Consider the following 26721-nt stretch of genomic DNA (forward strand, 5'->3'; position numbering starts at 1 on the left):
CCGCGCCTATTGAATCTTGCACCGTAATCGTTTCCGGTAGAACAACGTTGGGATCGTATCCATCGTAATATTGCTGCGAAAAATCAATTCACTTCCATGCCACATGACCGCCGACATTACCGGATCCTCCATGAAGCATGCTTTTTGAAGATACTGGACGTGCGAGCAAATCCCCGTTCAATATGCCATCAATACGGTATATATGCGCCCAAACATCCGGAATGTGTCCCGGAATTGCGAGCAACATAAAACATCCACCGATAAGCAGCGTTCCTAAAGCGACAATCAATGGCATGAAACACCGTAATCTATCGAAAAAAGTATTTTCCATCATGCAAAATCCAGTTGCCGGCCATGACTCTGACTACTCGCATCCTCTCACTCGTAAAGGGGCAAGTCTTTAAGCATGAACATCTTTGTCACAGCACACTCCCATCAATTCGCTTTAGGCTACCCCCCCCCCAGACAAAATCCTCAAAAATATCAATTTCAGTAGCCGTTGCAGCAATCACCAGACTGGGAAGCATCGAGAAATAGATCTTTATAGCTGGAAAATAGTGAGACATACCCTACTCATAGAGTTATCCACATTTGCCGGAAGCGGTTGCGCGCATACCTCGTTTACCTGTACCGTCATGTTATGAGACAGCATGCCGAGGTTACATCCATTCTGGCGGAAGCGGCTGCACAGCAACGATGCGCCGTCGCCACGAATAACGCTGTCCAATGCGCTCTGCGACGACGCCGCAGATCAGGAGAAATCATCTCGCCATATCGCGGCCTTTATATCGAAGCATCATGCTGGAATGCATTGAATGAATGTCAGCAAATAATGTACGTCACTCGCGCTCTTACCCTGCAACATCCTGAATGGGTATTCGCAGGACTTACGGCAGCTGACATATACGGCTTCTGGCATGCAAGATATCTTCATAACAACGCTATAACAATTGCAGATCAGTATCACGCAGCCCCACGTTCTCATCGGTCAGCGCAATCTTTACAGGTTTCAAATGCAATCGATCTCAATCGTATTTGTATGACACAAATACCCGTTATCAATAAATCCGGTCTCCTAGTAACGTCACCGGAACGTACACTAGTCGATTGCGCATTGCGTATACCTTTTGAATATGCACTCGGCATGTTCGATTGTGCCCTGCGGCAAAAAATATCGCCAACAGCAATCCTGACCGAATGTAGCAAAATGAAAGCAAATTGTTCGATCGTACAAACTTTGCTGCACTATGCAGACGCCGCCAGTGAAAATGGTGGTGAATCATTAGTACGTGGCGTCATTATTCTTGAAGGCTTTGCAGTACCAGAATTACAGGTTGAATTTTACGATCCGGATTGTCCTGCGACACGTTTCCGAGTCGACTATATATGGCGATTGCATGATGGTCGTCTAATCGTTCTTGAATTTGATGGAATGCAGAAGTACACGAATCCTCGCATGACCAATAAACGCACAGTGGAACAAGTTGTCGGCGATCAAATGGAACGCGACAATATATTGCGGCAGTTTGGCGTGACCAAAATCATTCATTGCACATATAAGGAAGCGATGCAGCGCACACCACTAGTGGTCAGTTTACGTAATGCGGGTGTTCCATGGCCGGGATACCGCTCTATTCCAAAGCCTCCGCTGGCGTAGGACACTTTCACAAACAGTAATTGCTTTAGACTGGCTTCCGCCGCGCATGTTTTCACTGCTGACTGCTCAAGCTGCCGCGAATCTGTTCTTTTGTGACGGCTTGCGGAGGACAAAATCGGAGTAAGCTCCGCATTCAGTCGCAAAGGTGGTGTTTTGTGACTGAATGCGGAGGTCGCGGGCATTATGCCCTCCCCAAACCGTCGCGAACATGGTGTTTCGCGACGGTTTGGGGAGGATGGCCTTGTTTTGGCCTCCGCATTTCGTCGCGGAGGAGACGGATCGGCAGGGGAATAACAACGAGGTATCGGGCCGCATCAAGAATAAAAGGTACTGAACTTTCAGTGCAGTACCGATTGCCGCAAAACGGCTCCATTGTGGCACGCTGCGGAGCATAAAAGGCTGGGACGCTCCGCAAAGTGCTGCAAAAGGGAATTTTCGCAGCACTTTGTGGAGCAGGGCCTTTGATTATGCTCCACAAGATGCCGCTTACGACATCGGATACCCAAGTTCACAGAGGCAGCGACAGAGGAAAGCCGCTACCTGACAAACAGGAGTAAAACGTCAGCTGAATGGGAAGTCAGTCTTCCGACAGATGAGCAACGGCCTCTCGAAGGTTTTGAGATGCCCGATGAACAGAGGGAAGTCAGTCTTCCAGCAGATGGGCGACGGCCTCCAAGGCCAGTTTGTAGCCGTAAAAGCCCATGCCGGTGATAGTGCCGGTGGCGACCGGGGAGATCACCGAACGCTTGCGGAACTCATCGCGTGCGGACGGGTTGGAGATATGCACTTCCATCAGCGGCAGGCCGGCATCCCCCACCATGTGGGCGGCGTCGGACAGGCCATACGAGTAATGGGTGAAGGCGGCGGGGTTCATCACAACCGGCGTCTTCTCGTCGACGGCCTTATGCATCCAGCCGATCATCTCGGCCTCGTCATCGGTCTGACGCACTTCCACTTCAAGACCCAGCTCGGCGCCCCATTCAATGCATAGGCGACGAAGCGTCTCCAGATCCTGACGGCCGTACACATCCGGCTGGCGAACGCCAAGGCGCCCCAAATTCGGACCATTGACAACGATTATCTTACGCATAGATCATTCCTTCCGTTGTGCTGAGGCTGTGTCGAGGTTGTGCCGACGTTGTTCCGCCGCCGTTTTGCCGGAAAACCGCCGGCAGCGGACAGCCAGCAGACGTCACCAATTGCGAATGCGTTCGAACGCTTCATGCACCGCGTCCGCGGGCGGATCGTCCAAATGCATCGGATGGCCAATCTCGTCCAATATCACGAAGCGCAGTTTGTTGCCGCGCGCCTTCTTGTCGCGATGCATCAAGGCAAGAACTTCGTCCCAGCTGCCGTTGTTCCAAGAAATCGGCAGGCCGAGAGAAGACAGCAACGAACGGTGATAGTCGACCACGTCTTCGCCGATATACCCCAGCAAATAGGAAAGTTCGGCAGCATATACCATGCCGACGGCCACTGCATCGCCGTGACGCCAGCGGAAATGCTCCAGCTTTTCGATGGCGTGGCCGAGCGTATGGCCATAGTTGAGGAATTCACGTAAGCCGGCTTCCTTCAAATCCGCGGACACATGATGCGCCTTCACTCGCACGGTACGTTCGATCAGTTCGGCGACCACATCCTCCAATGGGCTGCCGACGAATTCGTGCCCATCAAAATTGCGCAGCTGACCGGCATGGGCGGACAAAATGTTCAGGATTTCCGTATCCATGATGAAGCCGGATTTAGCGACTTCGCCCAGACCTTCAATGAAGATGTCGTTGGGCAGCGACATGAGCGTGCGCATATCGGCAAGCACGCCGGCCGGCGTATAGAAGGAACCGACCAGATTCTTGCCTGCGTCGGTATTGATCCCGGTTTTGCCGCCGGTTGAAGCGTCGACCATTGCCAGCAGCGAGGTCGGGCAGTTTACGTAGCGGATGCCGCGCATCCATGTTGCCGCGACGAATCCGGCCAAATCGGTGGCCGCTCCCCCGCCTAGGCCGACAATCGCGTCGGAACGGGTGAATCCGGCTTTGCCCAGACGCGCCCAAATACCGTTGGCAACGTTGATGGTTTTACCGGCTTCAGCGTCCGGAATCACAATGTCGAGCACTTCATAGCCGGCTTGACGCAGCATGGTTCGGGCGTGGTCGGAATGGCGTTGCACCGGCTGCGTATGGATCAGGGCGACCTTGACGGGCTTGGATCCCAACACTTCGGCCAGATGCAGCATCACGCCTTCTCCGATGCGCACGTCATACGGCTCGATGCCGCTGCCGTCCACGTGCACGCAGCGTTCCTGCAGCATGTTGATCAGACGCTTTGCGGCGGCTTGTGGCGTCTGACCATGCGTACGCACGTGCACGTTGGCGACTTCACAGAATACTGGATCGCGTTCTTTATACAGTTTTTTCCAACGCGCATCAGCATCGCCATCCAGCATGGGGCGGCCTCCGCTGCGGCGCGCGCGTTCCATCGCCTCTTCGGGGTCGGCCATCAAATACACGACTTTCCCGCCGTCCTGCACGTATTCGGCCAACGCTTCACGTGTTGCCGGCGTCATCGGGGCACCGCCACCGAGGGAAAGGATGCCGTCGAAATCCTCCAGCATGTCGCAGATGAGTTTGTTTTCCACCTTGCGGAATGCGGGCTCACCATATTGTGCGAAATAGTCGGGAATCGTCATTCCGACTTCATGTTCGATTTCATTGTCGGCATCGGCGAACGGCAGTTCCAGCATTTGAGCCGCTTCACGTCCGACTCGGGTCTTACCGGCCCCCATCATGCCGATGATCACGGCCACTGGACGGGTGTAAGTCACGATATTCCTTCCCCTTGCTTAAGCGAAAACGTCAAACCGATTTCAATGAAACGCCAACCCGACGTTCAGCGCATATGCTCCGGCCAGGAGGCCTTATATGCTTCAGCGTTGCGACGAGTTTCTTCAATGCTGTCGCCGCCGAACTTTTCGAGCACATACTTGGCCAAGGTCAGGCGCACCATGGCCTCGGCCACGACAGCCGCCGCAGGCACTGCGGTGGAGTCGGAACGCTGGTTGATGGCCTGCGCCGCCTCGCCAGTGGCGACGTCAACGGTGCGCAACGCGCGCGGGATTGACGGAATCGGCTTCATCGCAGCACGCACGCGGATCGGCATGCCGTCAGACATACCGCCTTCAATGCCGCCTGCACGGTTGGTCAGTCGTGTGATACGTCCGTCTTCGCCAACGGCTATTTCATCGTGTGCAGCGGAGCCAGGGCGCTCGGTTTCAAGGAATCCGTCGCCAATTTCCACACCCTTGATGGCTTGAATGCCCATCAGTGCGCTTGCGAGGGCAGCATCAAGTCGACGATCGGATTCAACATAAGTGCCGATGCCTGCGGGCACGCCGTATGCAATGACTTCGACGACACCGCCCAACGTGTCGGCGTTGGCTTTCGCTTCGTCGATGCGCGCAATCATGCGGGCTTCCGCGTCCTTGTCCAAAGTGCGAACAGGAGAAGCATCGAGTGCGGCGACATCGTCGGCGGTTGGCATGTCATATTCGCCTTCGATGCCAGCCCCGCCGATGGAAATTACATGGCTAACGGTGTGAATGCCAAGCGACTGCTCAAGGAATTGGCGTGCGACTTCACCGAGAGCGACTCGAGACGCGGTTTCGCGGGCGCTGGAACGCTCCAGCACAGGGCGTGCATCGTCAAAGGCATACTTTCGCATGCCGGTCAGATCGGCATGGCCCGGCCGCGGGCGGCTCAGCGGCGCGTTGCGGCCTTCTCGCGGCAGTTCGTGGTCGAGCGGATCGGCGCTCATGACTTCCGTCCACTTCGGCCATTCGGTATTGGCGATTTCAATGGCGATGGGAGATCCGAGTGTCAGACCATGGCGCACGCCTGTGAGCAGACGCACCTTGTCTTGTTCGAATTTCATGCGCGCACCACGCCCGTAGCCCAAACGGCGACGTGCCAATGCGCCGACCACATCGTCGGTGGTGATGCGGACGCCGGACGGCAGCCCTTCAATCATGGCGACAAGCGCTTCGCCGTGCGACTCGCCTGCAGTCTGCCAACGCAACATGCCTTCTCCTTTTCGTCGTTGATGCACACCTTCGGTGCAACTTCGGGCTATTTTAGCGTTATGTGGTATCTAGCATGCATACCAAGTCTGATTTGTGGACTTGCCGTCTCAGTCAATGACATTCGCTGCCGTCGCGTGCCGCGCCTTTGGATTGCGGTCGGCGTTGCCGCACAGTTGATTGCTACATGCATGTACGCATTGTTGACGAATAATTTGTTTGTTGTGTTGCAGTCGCTGCTGTTTGCATTGCTGTGTGCCGCAGTGCAGGTGGCGTTGGCTTTGATGAAGCCGGGCGCTTTGGGATTCGGAGATGTGACGACGACGTTGGTGATTGGTTTGGCCGTTGGTTTGTGCGGTTTGCAGGCGATTGTCATTTGGTGGCTTGCTATGGGATTGCTTGGCGTGTTGTGGATTGCGTTTTGGACGCGCTTTGATCCGCAACACGGCACGCAGTATGCGGGGAAAACGCCATTTGCGCCGGTTATCGTACTGGCTGGCGTTGTCGCTTTGCTGGTGTCGACAATAATGTGATTGCAATATGACAATGAGCGTGTGATGAAATTCGATGATTCCATCACACGCTCATGTTGCTATGCCGTTCGCTTGATATCAGTGTGATTATCAGTTGGCGTTTTCGTTGGTCGTCTTGTATTCGTTCACGTACTGCTCGAATTGTGCGTTCTGCTCGTCCATGGTGCCGGTGGTGAACTTGGTTTCACCGGTTTGCAGATTCGTAGTAACGAAATACAGCCAATCTCCTTGTTCGGGATTCAATGCCGCTTTGATGGCGTTGTCTCCGGGATTGCTGATCGGTCCCGGAGTCAGGCCTGTATGAAGGCGCGTATTGTACGGATTCGAGTCGTCCTGCAGCATGGCGTCGGTCAATTCGTCTGCGGTGATGCCCAAACCGTAGGCCACGGTCGTATCCATACCCAACGTGATGCCCTGTTCCAGACGGTTGAGAATCACACGCGTGACCTTGCCGTAGTATTCGGGCGAATTCACTTCGGATTCCGCAATCGATGCCATGATGAGAATACGCTCACGCTCTTCGCCTGTGGGCACTCCCAAGGAGTCGAGTTTTGCGATTCGTGATTCAACCATTGCGGAAATGATTTCCTCAGCGGTTTTGTTCTGCACGTCGTAGCTGCCCGGTTCGAACCAGCCTTCGAAGTCACCGTTCGCTTCAGCCGGCAGAATATCGGATCCGCCGCCGTTGATGATGGCGTCAAAGTCGGATTGAGACAATCCGGACAGTTCCACGGCCGCTGCGATGACGTCGGACACTCGTTCGCCGGAACGCACTTCCAGAAAGCCGCTGGCCTGAGTCTGGTCGGACAGAATCGCGACGACGTCTGCGGCCCTCATATGCTTCAGCAGCGAGAAGGTTCCCGGATATAGCACGCTGTTATTTGCCATGACAACGCTGGTGAATGCTTCCGGAGATTTGATGATGTCGGCTGCATACAGGTTTTCGGCAATCGTGGTGGCATCCTGCCCTTGTTCGACAGTGAATTGCACTTCGCCTTCGCCCGGACCCGGATAATCCTTGATAACGGTTTCGGACGAATTGTTGGCGTCGCGCCATTGAATCAGCTTGCGATAGCCGAAATAGCCTCCAACGAATACCAAGGCAACGACCAGGACGATTGCGGTAATAGTGAGCATCTTGCGGCGCTTGCGCCGTTCACGCTGACGACGCATGTCTCGGCGAGATCGCGGAGGCGATGGTGGCTGCATCGGGACGGCGGTACCGGTACCGTCTGTTTCCCATCGAACATTCTCGCCAAAGAACTCCTCGAAATCCTGTGACATCGATCGCTTCCCTCATTTCTCCACGCGGTCCAATGCCGTTTGCAAAATCACCACCGCGGCCTGCTGATCGACCTTCGGACGATGCTGCCGACTGCCGACATGAGCATCAAGCAACTGCCTATGCGCAGCCACTGTTGTCAAACGTTCATCGACCAGTTCCACCGTCGGCATCTGATCAAGGACCACCTCTCCTTCTTCAACCCAATTCTTGAGTCGCTTTTCGAGGTTGGCAGCCCAACGTCGGGCTTTTTTCGCGCTTTTACCTTCTGTGCCATCCAATTGCAGCGGCAATCCGATAACAACGTGTTCAATCTGCTCATCCTCGATGATATCGATAACGTCATCGATTGCGCGGAAAGAATCACCGAATACTTGGACGTTTCCTGCGGGATGGGCAAGGGCAAGGCCCGGGTCGGACAATGCAAGTCCGACCCGGGCATCGCCCAAATCAATGCCAAGCCATACCATGCGGGTATGCTCAGGCCTTCATCGCCTGCTCAGCAAGCGCCGCGACGGCTTCATCGATCTTAGTCGCGTCGCTACCGCCGCCCTGGGCGAAGTCCGGCTTGCCACCGCCACCGCCGCCGAGGATCTTGGAAGCGCCGCGGACCAGATCGCCGGCCTTGATGCCGGCCTTGCGAGCGGCTTCATTGGTGGCCACCGCAACCATCGGCTTATCATCTTCGGAAATGCCGGCAAGTGCGACGACGACCGGAGCGTCTTCGCCGAGCTGGCCACGAACGTCCAGAACGGTCTTACGCAGTGCGTCGAAAGAACCGAAATGCCCAACGTTCTTCGCGGCGACCTTCACCGGAGCTGCGGAAGCCTTGGTGTCGGAGACGAGCTGCGGGACTGCGGCTGCCAGCTGGCCTTCATACATGGCGGCCAAACGGCGGTCGGATTCCTTGAGCTTGGCGAGCAACGCGTTCACGCGTTCAGCCAGCTCATCCGGGCGAGCGTTGAGCTTGTCGCTCAGCTGGGAGACCAGCGCATGCTCGCGAGCGTTGTACTCGTATGCGCTCTGGCCGACCAGAGCGTCGACACGGCGCACGCCGGAACCGATGGAGGCTTCGGACATGATGTTGATGGCGCCGATCTTGCCGACATGGTCGACGTGGGTACCGCCGCAGAGCTCACGGCTCCAGCCGTCTTCGCCGATGGACACCACACGCACGATGTCACCGTACTTTTCACCGAACAGGTGCATCGCGCCGAGCGCGATGGCGTCGTCGAACTTCATTTCCTGAGTGGTGACGGCGAGGTTGTCGCGCAGACGGTCGTTGACGCGCGCTTCGACGGCGCTCATCACCGTCTTGGTCGGAGCCTTGGACCACTGGAAGTCGAAACGCAGACGGTTCGGGGCGTCTTCGGAACCACGCTGGGTGGCCTGCGGACCGAGCTCTTCACGCAATGCCTTGTGCACCATGTGGGTTGCAGTGTGGGAACGGGCGATGGCGCCACGGCGATCAAGGTCGATGGTGGCGTTCACTTCTGTGCCGACGACCAAGGTGCCTTCGGTCAGACGGCACTGGTGGACGATGAGGTCTTTGATCGGCTTCTGCACGTCGTCGACTTCGAGCACTGCGCCATCATCAGACAGGATTTCGCCTTCATCTGCCAGCTGGCCGCCGGCTTCCGCGTAGAACGGGGTGCGGTCGAGGATAACTTCGATGGTCGCCGGAGCGGTAACGGCCGGAACGGATCCCTTGCCTTCCTGCATGATGCCGAGCACGCGGGCGCGTGCGGAGAAGTCGGTATAGCCGAGGAAGTCGAGCGGCTTGGCCAGCGTCTTCTTGAAATCGTCGTAAACGCTCAGGTCCACGTTGTGACGCTTCTTCAGAGCATCGGCACGGGCGCGGGACTTCTGTTCGGCCATAAGTTCACGGAACTTTGCCTCATCGACCTTGACGCCCTGCTCTTCGGCCATTTCGAGGGTCAGCTCGATCGGGAAGCCATAGGTATCGTGCAGTTTGAATGCGTCGTCACCGGAGACAACGCTCTTGCCGGCTTCCTTGGCCTTGGAAACGGCCATGTCGAAGATTTCGGTGCCGGCTTCGAGGGTACGACGGAATGCGTCCTCCTCACCGTACGCGGATTCGGAAACATCATGGAAAGTGTCTTCCAGTTCCGGATAGCTCGGAACCATGGCGTTCTTGGACACCGGGAACAGAGTCGGCAGCACCGGGTCGGTAACGCCGAGGGCGCGCATGGCCTTGACGGTTCGACGCAGCAGGCGCCGCAGCACATAGCCACGACCGTTGTTGGACGGACGCACGCCGTCACTCATAATCATCAAAGCGGAACGCACGTGGTCGGCCACGACGCGGAACTTGACATCCATTGCTTCGTCATCGCCATAGTGACGGCCGGACATGGCCTGCGCGGCTTCGATCACGGGGAAGACTTCATCGGTCTCGTAGATGTTCTGCTTGCCCTGCAGCAGGTAGGCCAGACGTTCGAGGCCGGCGCCGGTATCGATGTTCTTGTTTTCCAATTCGCCGACGATATGCAGGTCGGTTTTGGACTTGACGTTGTCGACCTCGTAGTTTTCGAACACGAGATCCCAGATTTCGATATAACGGTTTTCGTCCGCGATCGGGCCACCTTCGACACCGTATTCCGGGCCTCGGTCGACGTAGATTTCAGAGCACGGGCCGCCGGGGCCAGGGCCACCGGTGGTCCAGAAGTTGTCTTCCATGCCCATGATCTGGATATGCTCCGGGTCGACGCCTTCGTTGCGCCACATGGAACGGGCTTCCTCATCGTCGGTGAAGGTGGTCATCCACAGCTTCTCCGGATCGAAACCATAACCGCCCTCGCTCTGCGGGGTGGTCAGCAGCTCGTAAGCATAGTGAATCGCTTCTTCCTTGAAGTAGTCGCCGAAGGAGAAGTTGCCCAGCATCTGGAAAAAGGTACCGTGACGCGTGGTCTTACCGACTTCGTCGATATCGAGGGTACGTACACACTTCTGATTCGATGCCATACGCGGTGACGGCGGGGTCTGCTCGCCCATCAGGTACGGGATGAACGGGACCATGCCTGCAATGGTGAACAGCGTGGTCGGGTTCGGGGAGATCAGCGATGCCGACGGCACGACAAGATGATCGTGTCGGTCATAGTAGTCGAGATAGCGCTTCGCGATTTCAGAAGTGCGCATGTGTTTTTGAGCTCCTTTATGGATGGGACCGGGGATAGTCCCGTTTGTCGTGATTATGACTTGTGCCGCCTGATGGATGTAATCAAGCCGACAGCATCCGCTATCGCATTCGCGGCTGCGGATGTCAGCGGGCGTATCGTGAGTTCAGTTCAGCCTCGCGGGCTCGGCGCGTGGCATTGAATTCGTTGATCAAACCTTCGAGCGTGCGCATCGTCACATGATCCTGCTCGGGGCCGAACAGGAATTGACGCGCCTTATCAGGGGTGTTGGCCTTCACATAAGCCTGCGCCTTGGTCACTGCAATCACGCCGATCGCAATGCCGACGCCCACCCAGAACAGACGTTTGAACATCACTCCCCCTTAGCGGAATCCGCACGTCCCTCAGTTTTGTGCTGCAGGAACGATTGGGCGGTGGACTTCGCCGCATACGCGGCAGAGGCGATTTTGATGACAGGCTTGCCTAGGAACGAGCCGTACAAATCGCTTAAAGCGCTGACGTTGCTGGCGGTGGCCGAAGCGGCCGCGGAGATTTTGTTCACGTCATCAAGCGACTTGTTGACCTGCTGTATGGTCGTCACGCTTTCGTCAAGTGCCGGAATCGCATGATCGCCGGTTTCCTTGACGACTTGGGCGAGCTGGTCGAACAGTTTGCCCAAGCGAATCAGCGGGTAGATCATGAATCCGGCCAGAATCGCGAACGCGATGGCGGCGATGAGACCGGCAATCTCTCCTACACCCATCATGTACCTCTTTCTGTATCACGGCACAGCACCGCGACCACAATACCCGCACCAGCCTAACGAACGCCCCAGACGCTACAGGCTGAGCATAACCTACTGATTATACGATATGACGGTTATCGCCTCATCGAATGCACGGTCAGTATCGAAATCGAATCGTGTCACGGATCCATTCGCCGGACGCTCGCTTAAGTCGTATCCTTCCGGTGCGAATCGATGCATGAGACTGAGCAGCGTGTTGCCATGCGAAATCATCAGCACATCATCGCCGTCGCACAAACGCTGGTCGGCGGCGATCAACGCGAATGCGTCTTCGACGCGCTGCCAATATTCCGCGTCTGATTCCGCATCATGGAAGGGATCGGCTTCTTTCAGGAAATCGCGTGTGGCGCCGAGCCCGAATCGGCGCACGATGTCGTTGTAGTCCTTCGCCCCATGAGGCCCGCCTGCAGCCGTCCATGCCAACGACATGTCCTGTCCTTCAAAATATCCGTAGCATTGTTCACGAAAATGCATGTCGTTGACCAATCCCGGACGTGTATGCCCTGCGGCTTCGTTGATATCGAGGATGCGCTGCGCCGTCACCATGGCGCGCGTAGTATCGGAACAGAATGCGCCGGCGAATTGAATACCGCGTAGTTTTTCACCTGCTCGTTCGGCGTCGGCGATGCCGGATTCGGTCAGCGGCGAATTGCTCCATCCTTGGAGGCGATTATATCGGTTGAACAGGGTCTGCCCATGGCGGACTACATACAGATGCAATAACATGCCTTCAGATTAGCGCATCGTCGCTTGGATAAAGGGCGCCATTCTGTAATCGAACGAACATGTCGTGTTACATTCAGGGACGTTTCAGGGGTGACCCGCGCGGAATCCGCCGTTATTGCCGGTACGATATCGGTTATGGGTAGTTTTATTTCACGTTGGCTGGTGCTGACGATCGCCGCGGGCGTTATGGTCGCACTATTGCCAGGTATGGAAGTGGTCGGCGATCCGCCGATTCTCGGTGTCGCCGCTTTCGCTTTGTTCATGGCTTTGATTAATGCGTCGATTAAGCCGATTGTGCAGATGCTGGCATTGCCGTTTTCGATTTTGAGTTTCGGTTTGATTGCGCTGATCATCAATTGGTTGTTCATGGAATTGGCGTCGTGGCTTGCGATAAGTCTGTTTGATGTCGGCGTCGTCATCGACGGTTTCTGGTGGTCGGTGATCGGATCGCTGATTATGTCGATTGTGTCAAGCATTGTCGGCGCGGTGATTGGCGAATAGTCCGATTACATAACCGAAAAAAGATTGGGAAGAAAGCGAAGAGCCTCGCAGATGTGCTGCGAGGCTCTTGCTGTATGTATGTCCTTACACTGTATGTTTTTACAGTATGTGAATCCAGATCAGCGGGCGTAGAATTCGACCACGTACTGGATGTTGACCTGCACCGGGATTTCCTCGGCTTCAGGCTTGCGAGTCAGGGTGGCCTTCAGAGAAGCCAGGTTGACGTCCAGGTAGCCCGGGACTGCCGGCAGCACATCGCGGTGCACGCCTTCAGCGGCCATCTGGAACGGAACCATGGTCTGGCTCTTCGGCTTGACCTGGATGGTCTGGCCGGGCTTGACACGGTAGGACGGGCGGTCCACGATGTTGCCGTCAACGAGAATGTGACGATGAACCACGAACTGACGAGCCTGGGCGGTGGTACGGGCGAAGCCGGCGCGCAGGACCAGGGCGTCGAGACGGGTTTCGAGATCGGTCAGCATGGCGTTACCGGTCTGGCCGGCGGTGTGGGTGCCCTTCTCGTAAGCAGCGCGAAGCTGCTTCTCGGAGATGCCATACTGAGCGCGAAGACGCTGCTTTTCGCGCAGACGCACTGCGTAATCGGATTCAGTGCGACGGCGGGTGCGGCCGTGCTCACCCGGAGCATACGGACGCTTTTCGAAGATGCGCTGAGCCTTCGGGGTCAGTGCGATGCCGAGGGCGCGGGAAAGACGCACCTGACGGCGAGAACGCTGAACGTTCGTCATTGGTTTAATCCTTTGTTTGTTCTGTCGTTGTCTGAACGGAACGCGAAACGTGAGGTTTCGCGTTGAGCCGGCCTCTCCAGCGCTTTGTCATGGTTGACATGAACGGTCTGGCCTTGCGGCCTGGCCGCCGTCCCGCTGATGGGCTAAGGCTCCAGACGATGTTTTTCGAGGAAAAACACCAATCGATAACTATACACGACGGGTACGGACTTTGCCGTGTCGTCTACAGCTTTTCGATGGGAGCGACACGCAGCATCAGACGTTTGACGCCGTCAGTACCGAAGTCGACGGTGATCACCGAGTTGCGGCCCTTGTCTTGCGTATCGAGCACGGTGCCCAAGCCGTAGCGGTCATGCGTGATTTTGTCTCCGACATGGAAGTCGGCGATGTTAAGCGCATTGTCTTGGCTCAATGCGGATGCCGGAGCGGTTTTCGGCTTATCCAGTGGAGTGACGCGACGCGTGGTCACCTTGCCGGACCGAGAAGAGGAGCGCGATGAGCCGGACGAACCATACGAGGATCCGCCACGGGACCCATAGGACGAGGACGAGCCGTATGAGGAGCCTCCGGAACGACGACGTGACGAGCCGGACGAACCATACGAGGAACCATACGAAGAAGAGCCGTACGATCCCCCGCGGCGCGACGATCCGTACGAAGACGATCCATAGGACGAGCCACCGAATGATGATCCGAACCCGTCATCATCGCGCCATCCTCCGAAATCATCATCAAAGCCATCGGAGAAACCTGCGTTGCGCCAACCGCCCTGCATGCGCTCCATGCCGGTTTCGCGACGTTTCCAATCGATCAGCTCGTCCGGAATCTCATCAAGGAACTGGCTCGGCAGCATTTCATTAGCTTGTCCCCACTGCGCGCGTACGGCGGCGCGCGTCACATACAGGCGGCGCTTCGCGCGTGTAATGCCGACATATGCGAGACGGCGCTCTTCCGAAAGTTCGCTTGTATCTTCCATCGCACGCGAATGCGGGAAGGTTCCCTGCTCCATGCCGGTCAGGAATACGATTGGATATTCCAGACCTTTGGCCGTATGTAACGTCATCAATGTGACCTTGCCGGAATCCTCTCCCTCGCTTGGCAGCTGATCGGAATCGGCCACCAATGCCGTGGTTTCGAGGAAGGCGGCCAATGTGGCGTCCGGCGTGTTCTGTTCGAATTCGGCAGCCACCGACTGCAACTGCGAAAGATTCTCCACACGCGACATATCCTGTGGGTCTTCCGAACGTCGCAGCTCTTCCAACATGCCCGTCTTATCAAGCACTTCAGCCACGATTTCCGACGGCTTCGCATCATGTTCGGCGGCGAATGCGCGCAATCCGATCATCAAATCACGGAATTCACGTAGTGGTTTCGCCGTACGCGCCGTAATGCCTTCCAATTCGTCGGCATGTTCGATGCCAATCCAGAACGGGCCCATATGCGCATCCGCATAGGAGGCGATCAATGCTTCGGCACGTGCGCCAAGGCCACGTTTCGGTACGTTCAGAATACGACGCATGTTGACGCTGTCGGAAGGATTGACGATGGCCTGCAAATACGCGACGGCATCCTTGATTTCGCGACGTTCATAAAACTTCGTGCCACCGACCAACTGATACGGCAATCCCGCATTAATCAGCGCCTCTTCCAAAGAACGCGACTGCGCGTTCGCACGATACATGATAGCCATATCCGAATAGGCGACGCCCTCTTCGGCATGTACGCGCGCGATTTCGCCGGCAATCCACGCGGCTTCCTGCTGCGCGTTATCGGCGGCGTATCCGACAATCGGATCGCCCTTGCCCAAGGCCGTCCACAGTTTCTTCGGCTTGCGGCCTTCATTGCGCGCGATCACGGCGTTGGCGGCGTCCAGAATGGTCTGTGTGGAACGGTAGTTCTGTTCCAGCATGATGGTGCGTGCATTCGGGAAATCCTGTTCGAAATCCTGAATATTGCGGATGTCGGCACCTCGGAAAGCGTAGATGGACTGGTCGGAATCGCCGACGACGGTAATCCATGCGGGGCCTGTCTTGCCCGCGGCGACGGCAGTGGGAGAAGTTTCTTCCGCGGAGTCCACGCCGGCAAGCTCACGCACCAGCACATACTGCGCATGATTGGTGTCTTGGTATTCGTCGACGAGAATATAGCGGAACTTGTGTCGGTAGTATTCGGCGACCATCGGATCGGTGCGCAGCAGTTCGACGGTGCGCGAAATCAAATCGTCGAAATCGACGGCGTTGGCCTGTGCCAGACGGTACTGGTATTCGGCATACACGACGGCATACAGTTCTTCGACATTGCCGATGCGTCCGATTTGATAGCCACGCTGGCCTGGACGGTAGTCGGGCGCATGCTGCTTGAGCTGCGTGCGCCAGTCGGTCAGATTGTTTTTGTAGTCGGAGATTCGCGACAGGATTGCGCGCGGCGTGTAACGCTTCAAATCGATGTTGAGATCGGCGCCGATTAGTTTGACGAGTCGCTCGCAGTCGGCGGTGTCGTAAATGGAGAAGCCGGAATCAAGTCCGATTTGTTTGCCGTCGCGACGCAGAATGCGCACGCAGGCGGAGTGGAAGGTCGACACCCACATGCGCTCGGCGACTGGCCCGATTAGAGCGGAAAGGCGCTCTTTCATTTCGGCCGCGGCCTTATTGGTGAAGGTTATGGCGAGGATCTGGCTGGGCCATGCACCGAATTGCGTCAGAATCCATGCGATGCGACGTGTGAGTACACGCGTCTTGCCGGAGCCTGCGCCGGCGCCGATCAACAGCGCCGGGCCCGCATATTGTACGGCCTGCGATTGCTGCGGATTCAAGTCGCCGATAAGTTCCTCGGCATGCCGCGCGATGAAATCAGGATCCTGCTGCACTGGCGTGGCCCTCCCCCTGGGTTTGTTGCTTCTAGCGTTTGTTGCTGCCTATTTGATAGGGCTTCTTATATCTATCACACAAGCACGTCAGTGCCGCGCGGACCAAGCGTTGAGTGCGTCGCGTACGGTGGCCGCGTACAGATTCGCGCCGTCCGGCATGGTATGGATGCCGTCGGAATAGAACGCTTCCGGATGTGGTGCCGCCACAGCGTCCCAGTCGATCAGCAGCGATGAGTCACTGTGAGCGTCCACATAGTCGCGTGACGCCTGATTGGAAACGGGAATCCATGTTCGGTCGCCGTGGGCGCTGATAATACATAATATGTGGCCGGGGCCCGCCATTGATGCGATTTTTTCGTACTGTTCGACGGTGGTCACTCCATTCGTATTCGCCGCGATGACGATGTACTTTTTGAGTTGGCCGTTCGCCTTATATGCTGCGATCAAATCGGGGACTGCCATGATGCTGCGTGATTCCTTGGCATCGACATAAATGCCGGGAAGAGCTGCGGACAATGCTGATGATGCGCCGAGCATGACGGAGTCGCCGATGGCGATGACGTCACTGCCATTGACGGGTTCGATTGGCGCGGGCGGACGCTGAGCAGTTTTCGTCTCACCTGGCGCTCCGCTGTTTCCAGCGTTTTTTTCGGATGATTCATCCTTTGCTGATCCGCCGCCGCTGGGTTTGCCGTCGGATGGCGCTTCCCTATGTGGTTCTTCCTGTTGTGGAGTGGACTGAATTGTCTTGCGCTGCTGTTCCTTCAGCAATGCCTTCTGCTGTTCCAAGGCGAGCTGCACTTTGGTTTTATCGGGCGCGATATGCATCGTATAGGCGAATCCCGTGCATAATGCCGCTGCGACGACAATAGCGATAATCACGTGCAAGCGATCGCGTGCGTCTTTCAAATCCGGACGCCAACCTTCAAGAATGCGCGCTGCCGGCTGTTCGACGAAACGCCATGAGAACGCGACGCATGCCACGGTCAGGCTACCGGCAAGAATCCACAACAGCAATTGCGGCTGCGCGCCGTGAACGGTCGACGGCAGCAGACGTCCGATAAGCACGTACAGCGGCCAATGCCACAGATACAGGCCGTACGAATATCGGCCTATCAGACGCAGCGGCTGCCATTCGAACAGGCTTTTCATCCAAGAGTCTTCGCCAATCGAACCGACCAGCATGAGAATCGTCAGTATTGCGGACAACGCCAAACCCCAACGAAACGCCGAAGCATCCTGTCGAATATATCGGGTCAAGGTGAGGAACGCCGCTAATGCCGCGGTAGCCAACCATGGGCTGGCTTTCAGCCAAATGTTGACGAAGCGTTCCGACAATGCGACATGCAGATTGCCGTGCAATACCCATGCGAAAGCCACGCCGGCCAGTAATCCGAACGAATGTGTGTCAAGTCCATAATAGACGCGGGTCGCATCCTCGCCTGGCGTATATATGACTGCCATCAACACCGCGCTCATAGCGGCAAGACAGGTGGGAACAAGCCACTGTATTTTTTCCGGAACGTATTTGCGAATCAGCAGCACCAGCACCGGCAGCAGTACCGCGAATTGTGCGAACACCGCTACATACCAAAGATGTTGCAGAGGCTGAGGTGCGGTTGTCGCGAAATAGCTGGTTCCGCTTGCGATGCCATACCAGTTGTAGGTGAAAGTGATTGCGGCGAGGCTTTCCGCACCGTATTTGACCAATGCATCGGCATCGATTGCGGCGCTGAGCAATGCGACCACGGGAATTAGCAGAACGATTGCTGGCAGCAAGCGCACGATGCGGCGCAGATAGTATCGTCCGAATCGTATGCCGCCATGTTCCTCGTATTCATTGAGCATACTCCATGTCAGCAGGAATCCTGAAATCGTGAACAGTGTTTCCACGCCGAGGAAACCGCCGGATTCGCCGGTAATCGAAAAATGGTAGGCGACGATGGCAGCAAGGGCGATGCCTTTGATGCCGTCGATGCAATGGAAGCGCTGCCGCTGCGACATGACTTCTTGTTTCTCCTTAATACTCGCGGCGCTTTCAGCGCCGTGGACCTTGAATATGGTAGTCGCAGCCGTGCCGAACATGCCCGAGTCCACCTCGGGTTTGCTCAACGTACGCGTTCTCGCCATGCCCCAGCGTGTTATGAAACACGGTGTATTGCGTAAGGGTGTTATCACGTCATCTCACGCGAGTATGCTGGAAGTTCTTAATACGCGAGCGTTGCTCGCGTGAAAGCAGTCATAGCTCATCAACAACTATTCAAAGGGGTTTCATGAAGGAGCTTGAGGAACGCATTCGCCTGGAGGGCAAGGTCAAACCGGGCAATGTGCTGAAGGTCGACGCTTTTCTTAACCACCAGTGTGATGTGACGCTGTTCGATGCCATGGGTGCGGCTTGGGCCGAACATTTCAAGGGTAAGAACATCACCAAGATTCTGACCATCGAAGCATCCGGCATTGGTATCGCATGCTTTGCCGCCCGCCATTTCAACAACGTGCCTGTTGTGTTCGCCAAGAAGGCCCAGTCCATCAATCTTGATGGCGACCAGTATTCCACCACGGTGTACTCGTTCACCAAGCAGAAGGAATTCCCTGTTATCGTAGCCAAGCAGTATCTCAATGAAGGCGACCACGTGCTGCTGATTGACGACTTCCTGGCTAATGGCAAGGCCCTGCATGGCCTGATCGACCTGTGCAACAAGGCTGGCGCTGTCGTCGAAGGCATCGGCATCGCTGTGGAGAAGGGCTTCCAGGGTGGCGGCGATCAGTTGCGCGCCGACGGTTATGACGTTGATTCGCTGGCCATTGTCGAATCGATGGATCCGGAATCCGGCACCATTGAATTCCGCCAGTAATATGCAGGATTTTCCGGGGCTCCCGCATTGCGGGCACCCCGGTTTTTTCTGCCTGCAATCATAGACGATGCAATTTTGTGATGTTATGCTTCAACGATTCGACAATTTGCGTCACACAAGCTGAATAGATTGGTATTTGGGTTTTCCAAGATATTTGTTTCGAAAGAACAAAGAGATAAGAGAGAAATAACAATGGCAACAAATAAGGATAAGACGACGAAATCCGGCGTCTCCTTTGAAGCTCTGAGCAGCTTGGATGCTCCGGTCGCCTTCTGGCGCGGCATTCCGTTCGGCCTGCAGCATGTTATGGCGATGTTCGTGGCGAACCTTGCCCCGATTTTCATCGTCGCCTCCGCGGCAAATATGAACGAAGCGCAGTCTGCCACTGTGATCCAGGCCGGCTTGCTTGTAGCTGGCTTGGGCACGTGCCTGCAGCTGTACGGCGCTTGGCTGATCGGCTCCCGCCTGCCGATGGTCACCGGCATCTCCTTCACCTATGTCGCCGCCGCAGTGGCGATCTGCGCAGATAAGGGTTACGGCGCCGTGGTCGGCGCCGTCATGGTCGGTGGCCTGCTGGAGCTCGTGCTGGGCCTGACCGCCAAGTATTGGCGTCGTTTCGTGCCGCCGATCGTGTCCGCCATCGTGGTCACTTCAATCGGTTTCTCCCTGCTGACGGTCGGCGCCGAAAGCTTCGGCGGCGGTTCCGGTGCCGAAGACTTCGGTTCCTGGCAGAACCTGACGCTCGGCATCATCTCCCTGATCGCCTGCCTCGCCTTCCAGCTGCTGATGAAAGGCACCGCCAAGCAGCTGTCCGTGCTGTTCGGTCTGGTCGTCGGCTATGTGATCGCCATTTTTATGGGCAAGGTTGACTTCTCCGGCTTCGCCAACCTGTCCATCGTGTCCGTGCCGCAGTTCATGCCGTTCAAGCCTGAATTCGATCCGGGCGCAATCATCTCCCTCGGCCTGCTGTACGTCGTCTCCTCCGTCGAAGTGCTCGGCGATACCGCCGCTCTGACCAAGGTCGGCCTGAATCGTCTGCCTACGGAGAAGGAAACCGCTGGCGCCATCGCCGGCGACGGTCTGATTTCTTCCGTATCCGGCCTGTTCGGGTGCCTTCCGCTGACCTCTTTCGCCCAGAATATCGGCCTGGTCGCCATGACTAAGGTCGTCAATCGCAAGGTCATTCTCTCCGGCGGCCTGATTCTGGTGCTGGCCAGCTTCGTGCCGGCCATCGCCGAAGTGTTCAATTCCATGCCGCAGGCAGTGCTTGGAGGTTGCACGATCATGATGTTCGGCAACATCATCCTCTCCGGCTTCCAGATGATTGCCGAAGCGGGTTTCACTCAGCGCAACATCACCATCGCCGCGTTGAGCCTGACCATCGGCATCGGTTTCACCCAGGTGAGCGACATCTTCGTGAACTTCCCGGTTCTGTTCCAGCAAATCTTCGCTTCGAACTGCATCGCCGTGGCGTTCGTCGTCGCCCTCATCCTGAGCCTGGTGCTGCCAAGCGAAGAGCACTTCCTCGCATCCAAGAGAGACAACACTGACAGTGAGTGATCTGCTTCCGGTCGGGAAGTGAAATCGTATGTCGCAGGAGGCGGGCCGCATGGCCCGCCTCCTTCATATTCCACACATGGTCCCATCGATCATCGCATCGTCGACGACAAGGATTCCTTAGCCGACTGCGCAAGCACGCGATGCGAATCATCCGTCTGCAATCGACGCAACGACTTTAACTGCACTGGCACGCACAACGCCAATGTCAGCGCATCGGAAATCGGCTGCGACATCTGGATGCCCAGCAATGCCGGAAAACCGAAAACCGGCAGAATCGTGGGCAGCAGCCACACCAGCGGCACAAGAAACAGACCTTGACGTGCGACGCCCAACACGGACGCGATCAGCGTATGCCCCATCGTCTGCTGGCTCATATTCGACATCATCGAAAAACCATTCGCCCACAACGTGCAGCATTGCAATCGCAATGCCAGTGTACCGATCGCGATCACCTGCGCATCATCACGAAAGAGCGCAATCAGATCAGGCGACCAAATCGCGAACACCGCTGCCGCGCAAATCAGGATGACCGTCTCCACACGCACGCCGAACCAGAAGCCTTTACGCACGCGCTCGAATCTGCCTGCGCCGTAGTTGTAGCCGCATACCGGCTGAAAGCCCTGGCCGAAGCCGACGATCATCGAATTTGCCGTCAACGCAATGCGATTGACGATCGCCATTGCTGCAATCGCCGCATCACCGAATGGATTTGCGGCTAGATTCACGCAGGTCACGGCGACCGAGCCGACACCGTTGCGCAGCAATGACGGCAATCCCCCGCCGACCACCTCACGTACCAGCAGCATATCGGGACGGAACCAACGAGGGGACAGCTTCACCACACCGACACGGACGCACATCACCGTCAAAATGCAGAAACTGATCGTCTGGCAGATCGCAGTCGCCAGACCGGCTCCGAAAATACCGAGTCCCGCACCGAAAATCAGGGCCGGAGCAAGCGCGATATTCAATAACGCGCCGGATACCAGGCCAATCATCGAATATGCGGAAAGGCCCTGGAAACGCAGCAGGCCATTCATGGTGAACGAGCCGGTGACGCAAGGCGTGGCCACCAGCAGCGGCGTCAGGTACTGCACCGTATACGGAGCAATCGTATCCGTAGCGCCAAGGCCATGTGCGAGCGGCCGCAATGTCAACAGGCCCAATACCGCCAATACAACGCCGAATCCGACCGAACCGAAGAAGGCCACCGCCAGCAATCGCAGCGCGCGTTCCTCGTTGCGCTTGCCCAATTCACGGGACAGGGAATTGCCGCCGCCCTGACCGAAGAAAAAACCGATCGCCTGCATTATGGTCATCACTGAAAACGCGACGCCGACCGCGCCGGACTGCGCGGTGCCGAGTCGGCCGATGAACCATGTGTCGGCCATGTTGTAGGTGACGGTGACGAGATTCGAAATGATGGCGGGAGCCGCAAGGCGAAGGATCAGCGGCTTCAACGGCGACTGCGTCATCTGAACATACTTCGCATCAGCCTTCGCATGCATGTTCGTTTCCTGTTTCCCAGCCCGTCGTTCTCGTGTCACACGCGGCATTCTATCACCGGGAAGGCAACGTACCGGTCTGTCGCATATCACCGGAACACGGATTTATACCCCTTGTTATGCCGAATGCATACCTGTACAAGGTGCGGTAGAGTGGCGACGACGGCATATAATGCTTCGCAGCAGGCGGGGTGGGTGAATCATCATGTCATATCTCGAACAATTGTTCCTATGGTGGATGTTCTATGCATTCGTCGGCTGGATATGGGAGACCCTGCTCGCATTGGCGCTGCGGCATCGTCTCGTAGACAGAGGCGTACTCAACGGTCCGATATGCCCGATCTACGGGTTCGGCGGCATCAGCGTGATTCTGCTTCTGCACGACGTGGAGAATCCGTTCGCGTTGTTCCTCAGCTCAGGCGTCATCGCATGCGTCATCGAATACCTCACGTCATATGCCATTGAACGATTGTTCAGTGTCAGGCTCTGGGACTACACAGGCAAGCCTTTCAATATTCACGGGCGCGTATATCTCAATGGATTCATTGCGTTCGGAGCCGGATCCACGCTCGTCATGCTGTTCGTCCAGCCTTGGCTTTCGGCAATGACCGCAACGTTCACTTCGTTCGAGCTGCACCTCATTGCCGGCATTCTGGCGGTGCTGCTGCTGGTCGACCTTGCGCTCAACGCCGCAGGCCTATACACGCTGCATAGCCGACTCGCCATGCTGAATAGCGAGCTGAATCGCCATCGCGCGGCTCGCATCGACGCGGTCAATGAGCGAATCACGGAAGAGCATGAACGTCTTTCGCAGTTCAACGAACATATTCATGAAACGCTCAATTGGCAGCAGCGCAGACTGATCGATGCGTTCCCCCAAATGATGTCCATACGCGATAAACGAATCCTCGACGAGATTCGTCACGCTCTCGAAGAACGTCGCCGGCATCGCCGTCCCTAAAACGTTGAATATGGGAATGGGGCCGGATCTTTACGGATTCCGGCCCCATTCCCATATTTTCACGATATGTGCGTCAGCTGTTCTTCATGACGATGCTGTCGATGACGCCTGCGACGCGTTCACAGTCGTCGGTGCAGCGTTCCAGCTGAGAATACAGCTCATGCCATGCGAACACCTGCAGCGGATCGGTGCAGGTGGTGTGCAGCGTGCGCATCGCATCGACGAACAGACGGTCTGCGTCCTGCTCGATCTTGTTGATGGCGAACACGTGCTCGCGCAACGTCTTGGAACGCTTGAAACGCGGCAATTCGGCGACCAGCTCCCCCATGCGGTCACATGCCTGTTCGATCATATCGATCAGCTGCAACGCGTCGGGACGCATCTGCCGCACATTGTCGTAGTACAGGCAATACAGCGTCTCCTCAAGCGTGTCGACCACGTCGTCCAATGCGCTCGACAATGCGGCGATGTCCTCACGTTCGAACGGCGTGATGAATGCGGTGACCAGCTCATCCATCATTCCGTGACGGATTTCGTCGGCGGCCTGCTCGATGCGGTGCATGTCGTCCATACGGTCGCGCAGCTGGTCGGAATCATAGTCATGCATGACGTCGGAAAGCAGCTTCACCGCCTGGCATGCGCATTCAGCGCTCTGACGGAATCCGTCGAAATAAAAAGAATCGTTTTTCCTTGCCATTAGTCGGGTTCCTTCCTTAGAACATGAACATGAAAAGCTTTGCCATGACGAAGCTGATGATGCCGCAGCCAGGGAACGTGAACACCCAGGTAAGCATCATGTCGCGCACGACGGCGAAATTGATGGCGGACAGGCGACGGACCGCGCCGACACCCATGATAGCGCTGGTCTTTGTATGCGTTGTGGACACGGGAATGCCGAGCACCGTCATGAGCAGCAGGCACACCGCGCTGGACAGATCGGCGGAGAAGCCCTGATACTTTTCGAGACGGACCATGTCCTGGCCGACGGACTTGATGATGCGCTCACCACCCACACTGGTGCCGACACCCATGATGGCGCTGCACAACAGCATCAGCCAAACCGGAATGACGACCCCCACGACGCTGGACTGTCCGTTGCAAAACGCCATGCCAAGAAACAGCACGCCGATGAACTTCTGTCCGTCCTGGGCGCCGTGCATGAAGCTCATCGCCGCGGCGCCGACGATCTGGGCATAGGTGAAGAAGCCATTGGCGCGCCGACGGTCAAGCCCCGCGCAGACCAGCGTCACGATCTTGCAGGCCATCCAGCCGATGCCAAAGCCCAGTACGATGCTGGCGACGAGGCCGTAGAGCACTTTGACCCATTCGTCCATGTTGATGCCGCCCATGCCGCCTTGTATTGCGATGGCCGCTCCGGACAGACCCGCGATCAGGCTATGGCTTTCCGATGTGGGGATGCCGAACAGGGACGCGGCCACGCTGTAGACGACGATGGAGAACAGGGCCGCGCACAACGCGATCAGCGCCTCGTGGGTGTTGCCGCCGAAATCGACCATATTGCTGATGGTGGAGGCCACGGAAGCGTTGATCTGCGTCATGACCAACACGCCAAGGAAATTGAGGACGGCGGCCATGATCACCGCCGGCCGAATGCGCATGCACCGTGTCGTCACGCACGTGGCGATGGCGTTGGGTGCATCCGTCCATCCATTAACGAAAATAACACCAAGCGTTAATAACGTGGTTATGGCCAACGCCGGATTCGAAAAGATCTGTTGGATGAAATAGGAGAAAGACACATCCAAGGGCGTCGTCACCTTCCTCATTAAAGTGAATCCGACGGTTAATTTTCCGCGAATATTTGATAAACAATCAATGATTGTACCCGACGCACAGCGAATTACCTACATAGTCGCCGTTTCACGACTACATAAAACCGCATTGCGATGAAAAAGGTGCGACTCCCCCGATGAACAGGGGCGTCGCACCGAATCCATGCATGAAGCGAAGTTCCGAAAATGATTGCGGATTACTTGTGATACAGGCTCACGCGCTCATACTTCGGCTCGCAGCACACGTTGATGCCGAGCTTGCGGTACAGGTTCTCGTCGGCCGCGGAAATGATGACGGAGAAGAACGCATCGCAGCCGCGCAGCTGTTCCAAACCGCCGATCACCTTGGCCGCACGTTCGCTTTCGGAGCTGGTGATGGACAGCGCAATCAGCGTTTCGTCGGAATGCAGGCGACGGTTCACGCTCGACAGATGCTCGGTCTTCAGCTGGCAGATCGGCTCGATGGCGGATTCGTTGATCACCAGTTCGTCTTCCGGCACGCCGGTCACGGCCTTCAACGCATTCATCAGCAATGCGCTGGCGGCACCCAGCAGATCACCGGTCTTGCCTGTGACGACACGGCCATCCGGCAACACCATGGCACCGGCCGGCGCGCCCGTCATCTCCTCCTTCAGCAAGGCGGCGGAACGCGCCGGAGACAGATCCTGATCGACGCCGGCCTTCTTCATGATGGAACGCAGACGTTCAACCTGCTCCTCACCGGTTCCGGTGCGCTTATAATGCACCGCCGCATCGAAATAGCGGCGTACGATTTCCATATTCGCCGCCTCACGGCAGGCTTTGTCGTCGACGATGGCATAGCCTGCCATGTTCACGCCCATGTCAGTGGGGCTCTGATACGGGCTAGTGCCCATGATCTTCTCCATCATGGCCTTCAGCACCGGGAACGCTTCGACATCACGGTTGTAGTTGACGGTGGTCTCGCCGTATGCCTCCAGGTGGAACGGGTCGATGATATTCGCGTCGTCGAGATCGGCGGTGGCGGCCTCGTAGGCGATGTTCACCGGATGGTTCAGCGGCAGGTTCCAGATCGGGAACGTCTCATACTTCGCGTAGCCGGCGCTGATGCCACGCTTGTTCTCGTGGTACAGCTGCGACAGGCAGGTGGCCAGCTTGCCCGACCCCGGGCCAGGAGCGGTGACGACGACCAGCGGGCGGCTGGTGACGATGTAATCGTTCTTGCCATAGCCATCCTCGGATACGATGTGCTCGATGTCGTGAGGATATCCGGCGATCGGATAATGCAGATAGCAGGTGATGCCCAGCTGCGCCAGACGATGACGGTACACGTCGGCGGCCGGCTGGCCCGCATACTGCGTCAGCACGACGGAACCGACATAGAAGCCGCGGGAACGGAACACGTCGATCAGTCGCAGCACGTCCTCGTCATAAGTGATGCCCAAATCGCCGCGCATCTTGGCCTTTTCGATATGATTCGCATTGATGGCGATGATGATCTCGACGTCATCCGACAGGCTCTTGAGCATACGGAATTTCGTATCGGGCTCGAAGCCGGGCAATACACGCGACGCATGATAATCGTCGAACAGCTTGCCGCCGAATTCCAAATACAGCTTGCCGCCGAACTGCGCGATACGCTTTTTGATGTTCTCCGCCTGCAGCGCGATGTACTTATCGTTGTCGAATCCCTGACGCATAGGTGTATGGGCTCCTTGTGAAGCAACGTTTTCGTGACCAAAA

At 56.7% G+C, this 26721-nt stretch carries 23 protein-coding genes; 6 read left to right on the plus strand and 17 right to left on the minus strand.

The window, feature by feature from the left end:
* Positions 1-88: 88 nt before the first annotated feature.
* The gene (locus AC1AWD_RS03970; protein WP_476563891.1) at positions 89-334 is read right to left on the minus strand and encodes a hypothetical protein; all 246 of its coding nucleotides are present in this window, start codon (positions 332-334) and stop codon (positions 89-91) included.
* A 306-nt stretch (positions 335-640) separates the two neighbouring features.
* Here AC1AWD_RS03970 and AC1AWD_RS03975 point away from each other — a divergent pair, with 306 nt between their 5' ends.
* On the plus strand, positions 641-1657 hold the full coding sequence (locus tag AC1AWD_RS03975) for a hypothetical protein (protein ID WP_476563893.1): 1017 nt from the start codon (positions 641-643) through the stop codon (positions 1655-1657).
* 643 nt (positions 1658-2300) lie between these two features.
* On the opposite strand, the gene AC1AWD_RS03980 is transcribed toward AC1AWD_RS03975, so the two are convergent.
* From AC1AWD_RS03980 to aroC, 3 genes are all read right to left on the minus strand, one after another.
* Positions 2301-2747, minus strand: a complete 447-nt coding sequence (locus tag AC1AWD_RS03980) for a type II 3-dehydroquinate dehydratase (protein WP_476563895.1) — start codon at positions 2745-2747, stop codon at positions 2301-2303.
* A gap of 102 nt (positions 2748-2849) precedes the next feature.
* On the minus strand, positions 2850-4478 hold the full coding sequence (locus tag AC1AWD_RS03985) for a bifunctional shikimate kinase/3-dehydroquinate synthase (protein ID WP_476563897.1): 1629 nt from the start codon (positions 4476-4478) through the stop codon (positions 2850-2852).
* A 65-nt stretch (positions 4479-4543) separates the two neighbouring features.
* Complete coding sequence (gene aroC / locus AC1AWD_RS03990) at positions 4544-5731, minus strand: chorismate synthase (RefSeq protein WP_476563899.1); 1188 nt, start codon at positions 5729-5731, stop codon at positions 4544-4546.
* Positions 5732-5791: 60 nt separating this feature from the next.
* Here aroC and AC1AWD_RS03995 point away from each other — a divergent pair, with 60 nt between their 5' ends.
* Entirely contained in the window at positions 5792-6262 is a 471-nt protein-coding gene (locus tag AC1AWD_RS03995) for a peptidase A24 (RefSeq protein ID WP_476563901.1), read from the plus strand.
* 90 nt (positions 6263-6352) lie between these two features.
* Here AC1AWD_RS03995 and mltG read toward each other — a convergent pair whose 3' ends face one another.
* The 6 genes from mltG to AC1AWD_RS04025 form a co-directional block, all read right to left on the minus strand.
* A complete protein-coding gene (gene mltG / locus AC1AWD_RS04000) occupies positions 6353-7546 on the minus strand; it encodes an endolytic transglycosylase MltG (protein WP_476563903.1) in 1194 nt (397 codons plus the stop codon).
* Between the two features lie 12 nt (positions 7547-7558).
* On the minus strand, positions 7559-8014 hold the full coding sequence (gene ruvX / locus AC1AWD_RS04005; protein WP_476563905.1) for a Holliday junction resolvase RuvX: 456 nt from the start codon (positions 8012-8014) through the stop codon (positions 7559-7561).
* Between the two features lie 10 nt (positions 8015-8024).
* Positions 8025-10703: an alanine--tRNA ligase gene (gene alaS / locus AC1AWD_RS04010; protein ID WP_476563907.1), complete on the minus strand. Its 2679-nt coding sequence runs from the start codon at positions 10701-10703 to the stop codon at positions 8025-8027.
* 124 nt (positions 10704-10827) lie between these two features.
* Positions 10828-11055: a hypothetical protein gene (locus tag AC1AWD_RS04015; RefSeq protein WP_476563909.1), complete on the minus strand. Its 228-nt coding sequence runs from the start codon at positions 11053-11055 to the stop codon at positions 10828-10830.
* On the minus strand, positions 11055-11444 hold the full coding sequence (locus AC1AWD_RS04020; RefSeq protein WP_476564575.1) for a DUF948 domain-containing protein: 390 nt from the start codon (positions 11442-11444) through the stop codon (positions 11055-11057). The genes AC1AWD_RS04015 and AC1AWD_RS04020 overlap by 1 nt, the downstream gene beginning before the upstream one ends.
* A gap of 93 nt (positions 11445-11537) precedes the next feature.
* The gene (locus AC1AWD_RS04025; protein ID WP_476563911.1) at positions 11538-12212 is read right to left on the minus strand and encodes a histidine phosphatase family protein; all 675 of its coding nucleotides are present in this window, start codon (positions 12210-12212) and stop codon (positions 11538-11540) included.
* A 135-nt stretch (positions 12213-12347) separates the two neighbouring features.
* Between AC1AWD_RS04025 and AC1AWD_RS04030 the strand changes: the two genes are divergently transcribed.
* The gene (locus tag AC1AWD_RS04030; protein WP_476563912.1) at positions 12348-12713 is read left to right on the plus strand and encodes a phage holin family protein; all 366 of its coding nucleotides are present in this window, start codon (positions 12348-12350) and stop codon (positions 12711-12713) included.
* 119 nt (positions 12714-12832) lie between these two features.
* Here AC1AWD_RS04030 and rpsD read toward each other — a convergent pair whose 3' ends face one another.
* The 3 genes from rpsD to AC1AWD_RS04045 form a co-directional block, all read right to left on the minus strand.
* Positions 12833-13459: a 30S ribosomal protein S4 gene (gene rpsD / locus AC1AWD_RS04035; protein ID WP_476563914.1), complete on the minus strand. Its 627-nt coding sequence runs from the start codon at positions 13457-13459 to the stop codon at positions 12833-12835.
* A gap of 223 nt (positions 13460-13682) precedes the next feature.
* Positions 13683-16325 (minus strand): ATP-dependent helicase, encoded by a 2643-nt coding sequence (locus AC1AWD_RS04040; protein WP_476563916.1) that lies wholly within the window; start codon positions 16323-16325, stop codon positions 13683-13685.
* A gap of 87 nt (positions 16326-16412) precedes the next feature.
* On the minus strand, positions 16413-18455 hold the full coding sequence (locus AC1AWD_RS04045) for an acyltransferase family protein (protein ID WP_476563918.1): 2043 nt from the start codon (positions 18453-18455) through the stop codon (positions 16413-16415).
* Between the two features lie 143 nt (positions 18456-18598).
* Here AC1AWD_RS04045 and AC1AWD_RS04050 point away from each other — a divergent pair, with 143 nt between their 5' ends.
* Both AC1AWD_RS04050 and AC1AWD_RS04055 read left to right on the plus strand, forming a co-directional pair.
* Positions 18599-19180, plus strand: coding sequence for a xanthine phosphoribosyltransferase (locus AC1AWD_RS04050; RefSeq protein ID WP_476563920.1), 582 nt, complete (start codon positions 18599-18601; stop codon positions 19178-19180).
* Between the two features lie 192 nt (positions 19181-19372).
* Positions 19373-20740 (plus strand): nucleobase:cation symporter-2 family protein, encoded by a 1368-nt coding sequence (locus AC1AWD_RS04055; RefSeq protein ID WP_476563922.1) that lies wholly within the window; start codon positions 19373-19375, stop codon positions 20738-20740.
* An 89-nt stretch (positions 20741-20829) separates the two neighbouring features.
* Here AC1AWD_RS04055 and AC1AWD_RS04060 read toward each other — a convergent pair whose 3' ends face one another.
* Positions 20830-22248, minus strand: coding sequence for an MATE family efflux transporter (locus AC1AWD_RS04060; protein ID WP_476563923.1), 1419 nt, complete (start codon positions 22246-22248; stop codon positions 20830-20832).
* A 202-nt stretch (positions 22249-22450) separates the two neighbouring features.
* On the opposite strand from AC1AWD_RS04060, the gene AC1AWD_RS04065 reads away from it, so the two are divergent.
* A complete protein-coding gene (locus AC1AWD_RS04065; protein WP_476563925.1) occupies positions 22451-23206 on the plus strand; it encodes a putative ABC transporter permease in 756 nt (251 codons plus the stop codon).
* Between the two features lie 73 nt (positions 23207-23279).
* Here AC1AWD_RS04065 and AC1AWD_RS04070 read toward each other — a convergent pair whose 3' ends face one another.
* The 3 genes from AC1AWD_RS04070 to AC1AWD_RS04080 form a co-directional block, all read right to left on the minus strand.
* On the minus strand, positions 23280-23903 hold the full coding sequence (locus AC1AWD_RS04070) for a DUF47 domain-containing protein (protein ID WP_476563927.1): 624 nt from the start codon (positions 23901-23903) through the stop codon (positions 23280-23282).
* A gap of 16 nt (positions 23904-23919) precedes the next feature.
* The gene (locus AC1AWD_RS04075; protein ID WP_476563929.1) at positions 23920-24972 is read right to left on the minus strand and encodes an inorganic phosphate transporter; all 1053 of its coding nucleotides are present in this window, start codon (positions 24970-24972) and stop codon (positions 23920-23922) included.
* Between the two features lie 224 nt (positions 24973-25196).
* On the minus strand, positions 25197-26678 hold the full coding sequence (locus AC1AWD_RS04080; protein ID WP_476563931.1) for a DUF1846 domain-containing protein: 1482 nt from the start codon (positions 26676-26678) through the stop codon (positions 25197-25199).
* Between the last annotated feature and the right edge of the window lie 43 nt (positions 26679-26721).

Source organism: Bifidobacterium sp. LH_512 (assembly GCF_056356435.1).

Coding starts and splice junctions, on each gene's coding strand:
- AC1AWD_RS03970 (WP_476563891.1), bottom strand. CDS start 334: ATGATGGAAAATACTTTTTTCGATAGATTACGGTGTTTCATGCCATTG.
- AC1AWD_RS03975 (WP_476563893.1), top strand. CDS start 641: ATGAGACAGCATGCCGAGGTTACATCCATTCTGGCGGAAGCGGCTGCA.
- AC1AWD_RS03980 (WP_476563895.1), bottom strand. CDS start 2,747: ATGCGTAAGATAATCGTTGTCAATGGTCCGAATTTGGGGCGCCTTGGC.
- aroC (WP_476563899.1), bottom strand. CDS start 5,731: ATGTTGCGTTGGCAGACTGCAGGCGAGTCGCACGGCGAAGCGCTTGTC.
- AC1AWD_RS03995 (WP_476563901.1), top strand. CDS start 5,792: ATGTGGTATCTAGCATGCATACCAAGTCTGATTTGTGGACTTGCCGTC.
- mltG (WP_476563903.1), bottom strand. CDS start 7,546: ATGTCACAGGATTTCGAGGAGTTCTTTGGCGAGAATGTTCGATGGGAA.
- ruvX (WP_476563905.1), bottom strand. CDS start 8,014: ATGGTATGGCTTGGCATTGATTTGGGCGATGCCCGGGTCGGACTTGCA.
- alaS (WP_476563907.1), bottom strand. CDS start 10,703: ATGCGCACTTCTGAAATCGCGAAGCGCTATCTCGACTACTATGACCGA.
- AC1AWD_RS04015 (WP_476563909.1), bottom strand. CDS start 11,055: ATGTTCAAACGTCTGTTCTGGGTGGGCGTCGGCATTGCGATCGGCGTG.
- AC1AWD_RS04020 (WP_476564575.1), bottom strand. CDS start 11,444: ATGGGTGTAGGAGAGATTGCCGGTCTCATCGCCGCCATCGCGTTCGCG.
- AC1AWD_RS04025 (WP_476563911.1), bottom strand. CDS start 12,212: ATGTTATTGCATCTGTATGTAGTCCGCCATGGGCAGACCCTGTTCAAC.
- AC1AWD_RS04030 (WP_476563912.1), top strand. CDS start 12,348: ATGGGTAGTTTTATTTCACGTTGGCTGGTGCTGACGATCGCCGCGGGC.
- rpsD (WP_476563914.1), bottom strand. CDS start 13,459: ATGACGAACGTTCAGCGTTCTCGCCGTCAGGTGCGTCTTTCCCGCGCC.
- AC1AWD_RS04045 (WP_476563918.1), bottom strand. CDS start 18,455: ATGGCGAGAACGCGTACGTTGAGCAAACCCGAGGTGGACTCGGGCATG.
- AC1AWD_RS04050 (WP_476563920.1), top strand. CDS start 18,599: ATGAAGGAGCTTGAGGAACGCATTCGCCTGGAGGGCAAGGTCAAACCG.
- AC1AWD_RS04055 (WP_476563922.1), top strand. CDS start 19,373: ATGGCAACAAATAAGGATAAGACGACGAAATCCGGCGTCTCCTTTGAA.
- AC1AWD_RS04060 (WP_476563923.1), bottom strand. CDS start 22,248: ATGCATGCGAAGGCTGATGCGAAGTATGTTCAGATGACGCAGTCGCCG.
- AC1AWD_RS04065 (WP_476563925.1), top strand. CDS start 22,451: ATGTCATATCTCGAACAATTGTTCCTATGGTGGATGTTCTATGCATTC.
- AC1AWD_RS04070 (WP_476563927.1), bottom strand. CDS start 23,903: ATGGCAAGGAAAAACGATTCTTTTTATTTCGACGGATTCCGTCAGAGC.
- AC1AWD_RS04080 (WP_476563931.1), bottom strand. CDS start 26,678: ATGCGTCAGGGATTCGACAACGATAAGTACATCGCGCTGCAGGCGGAG.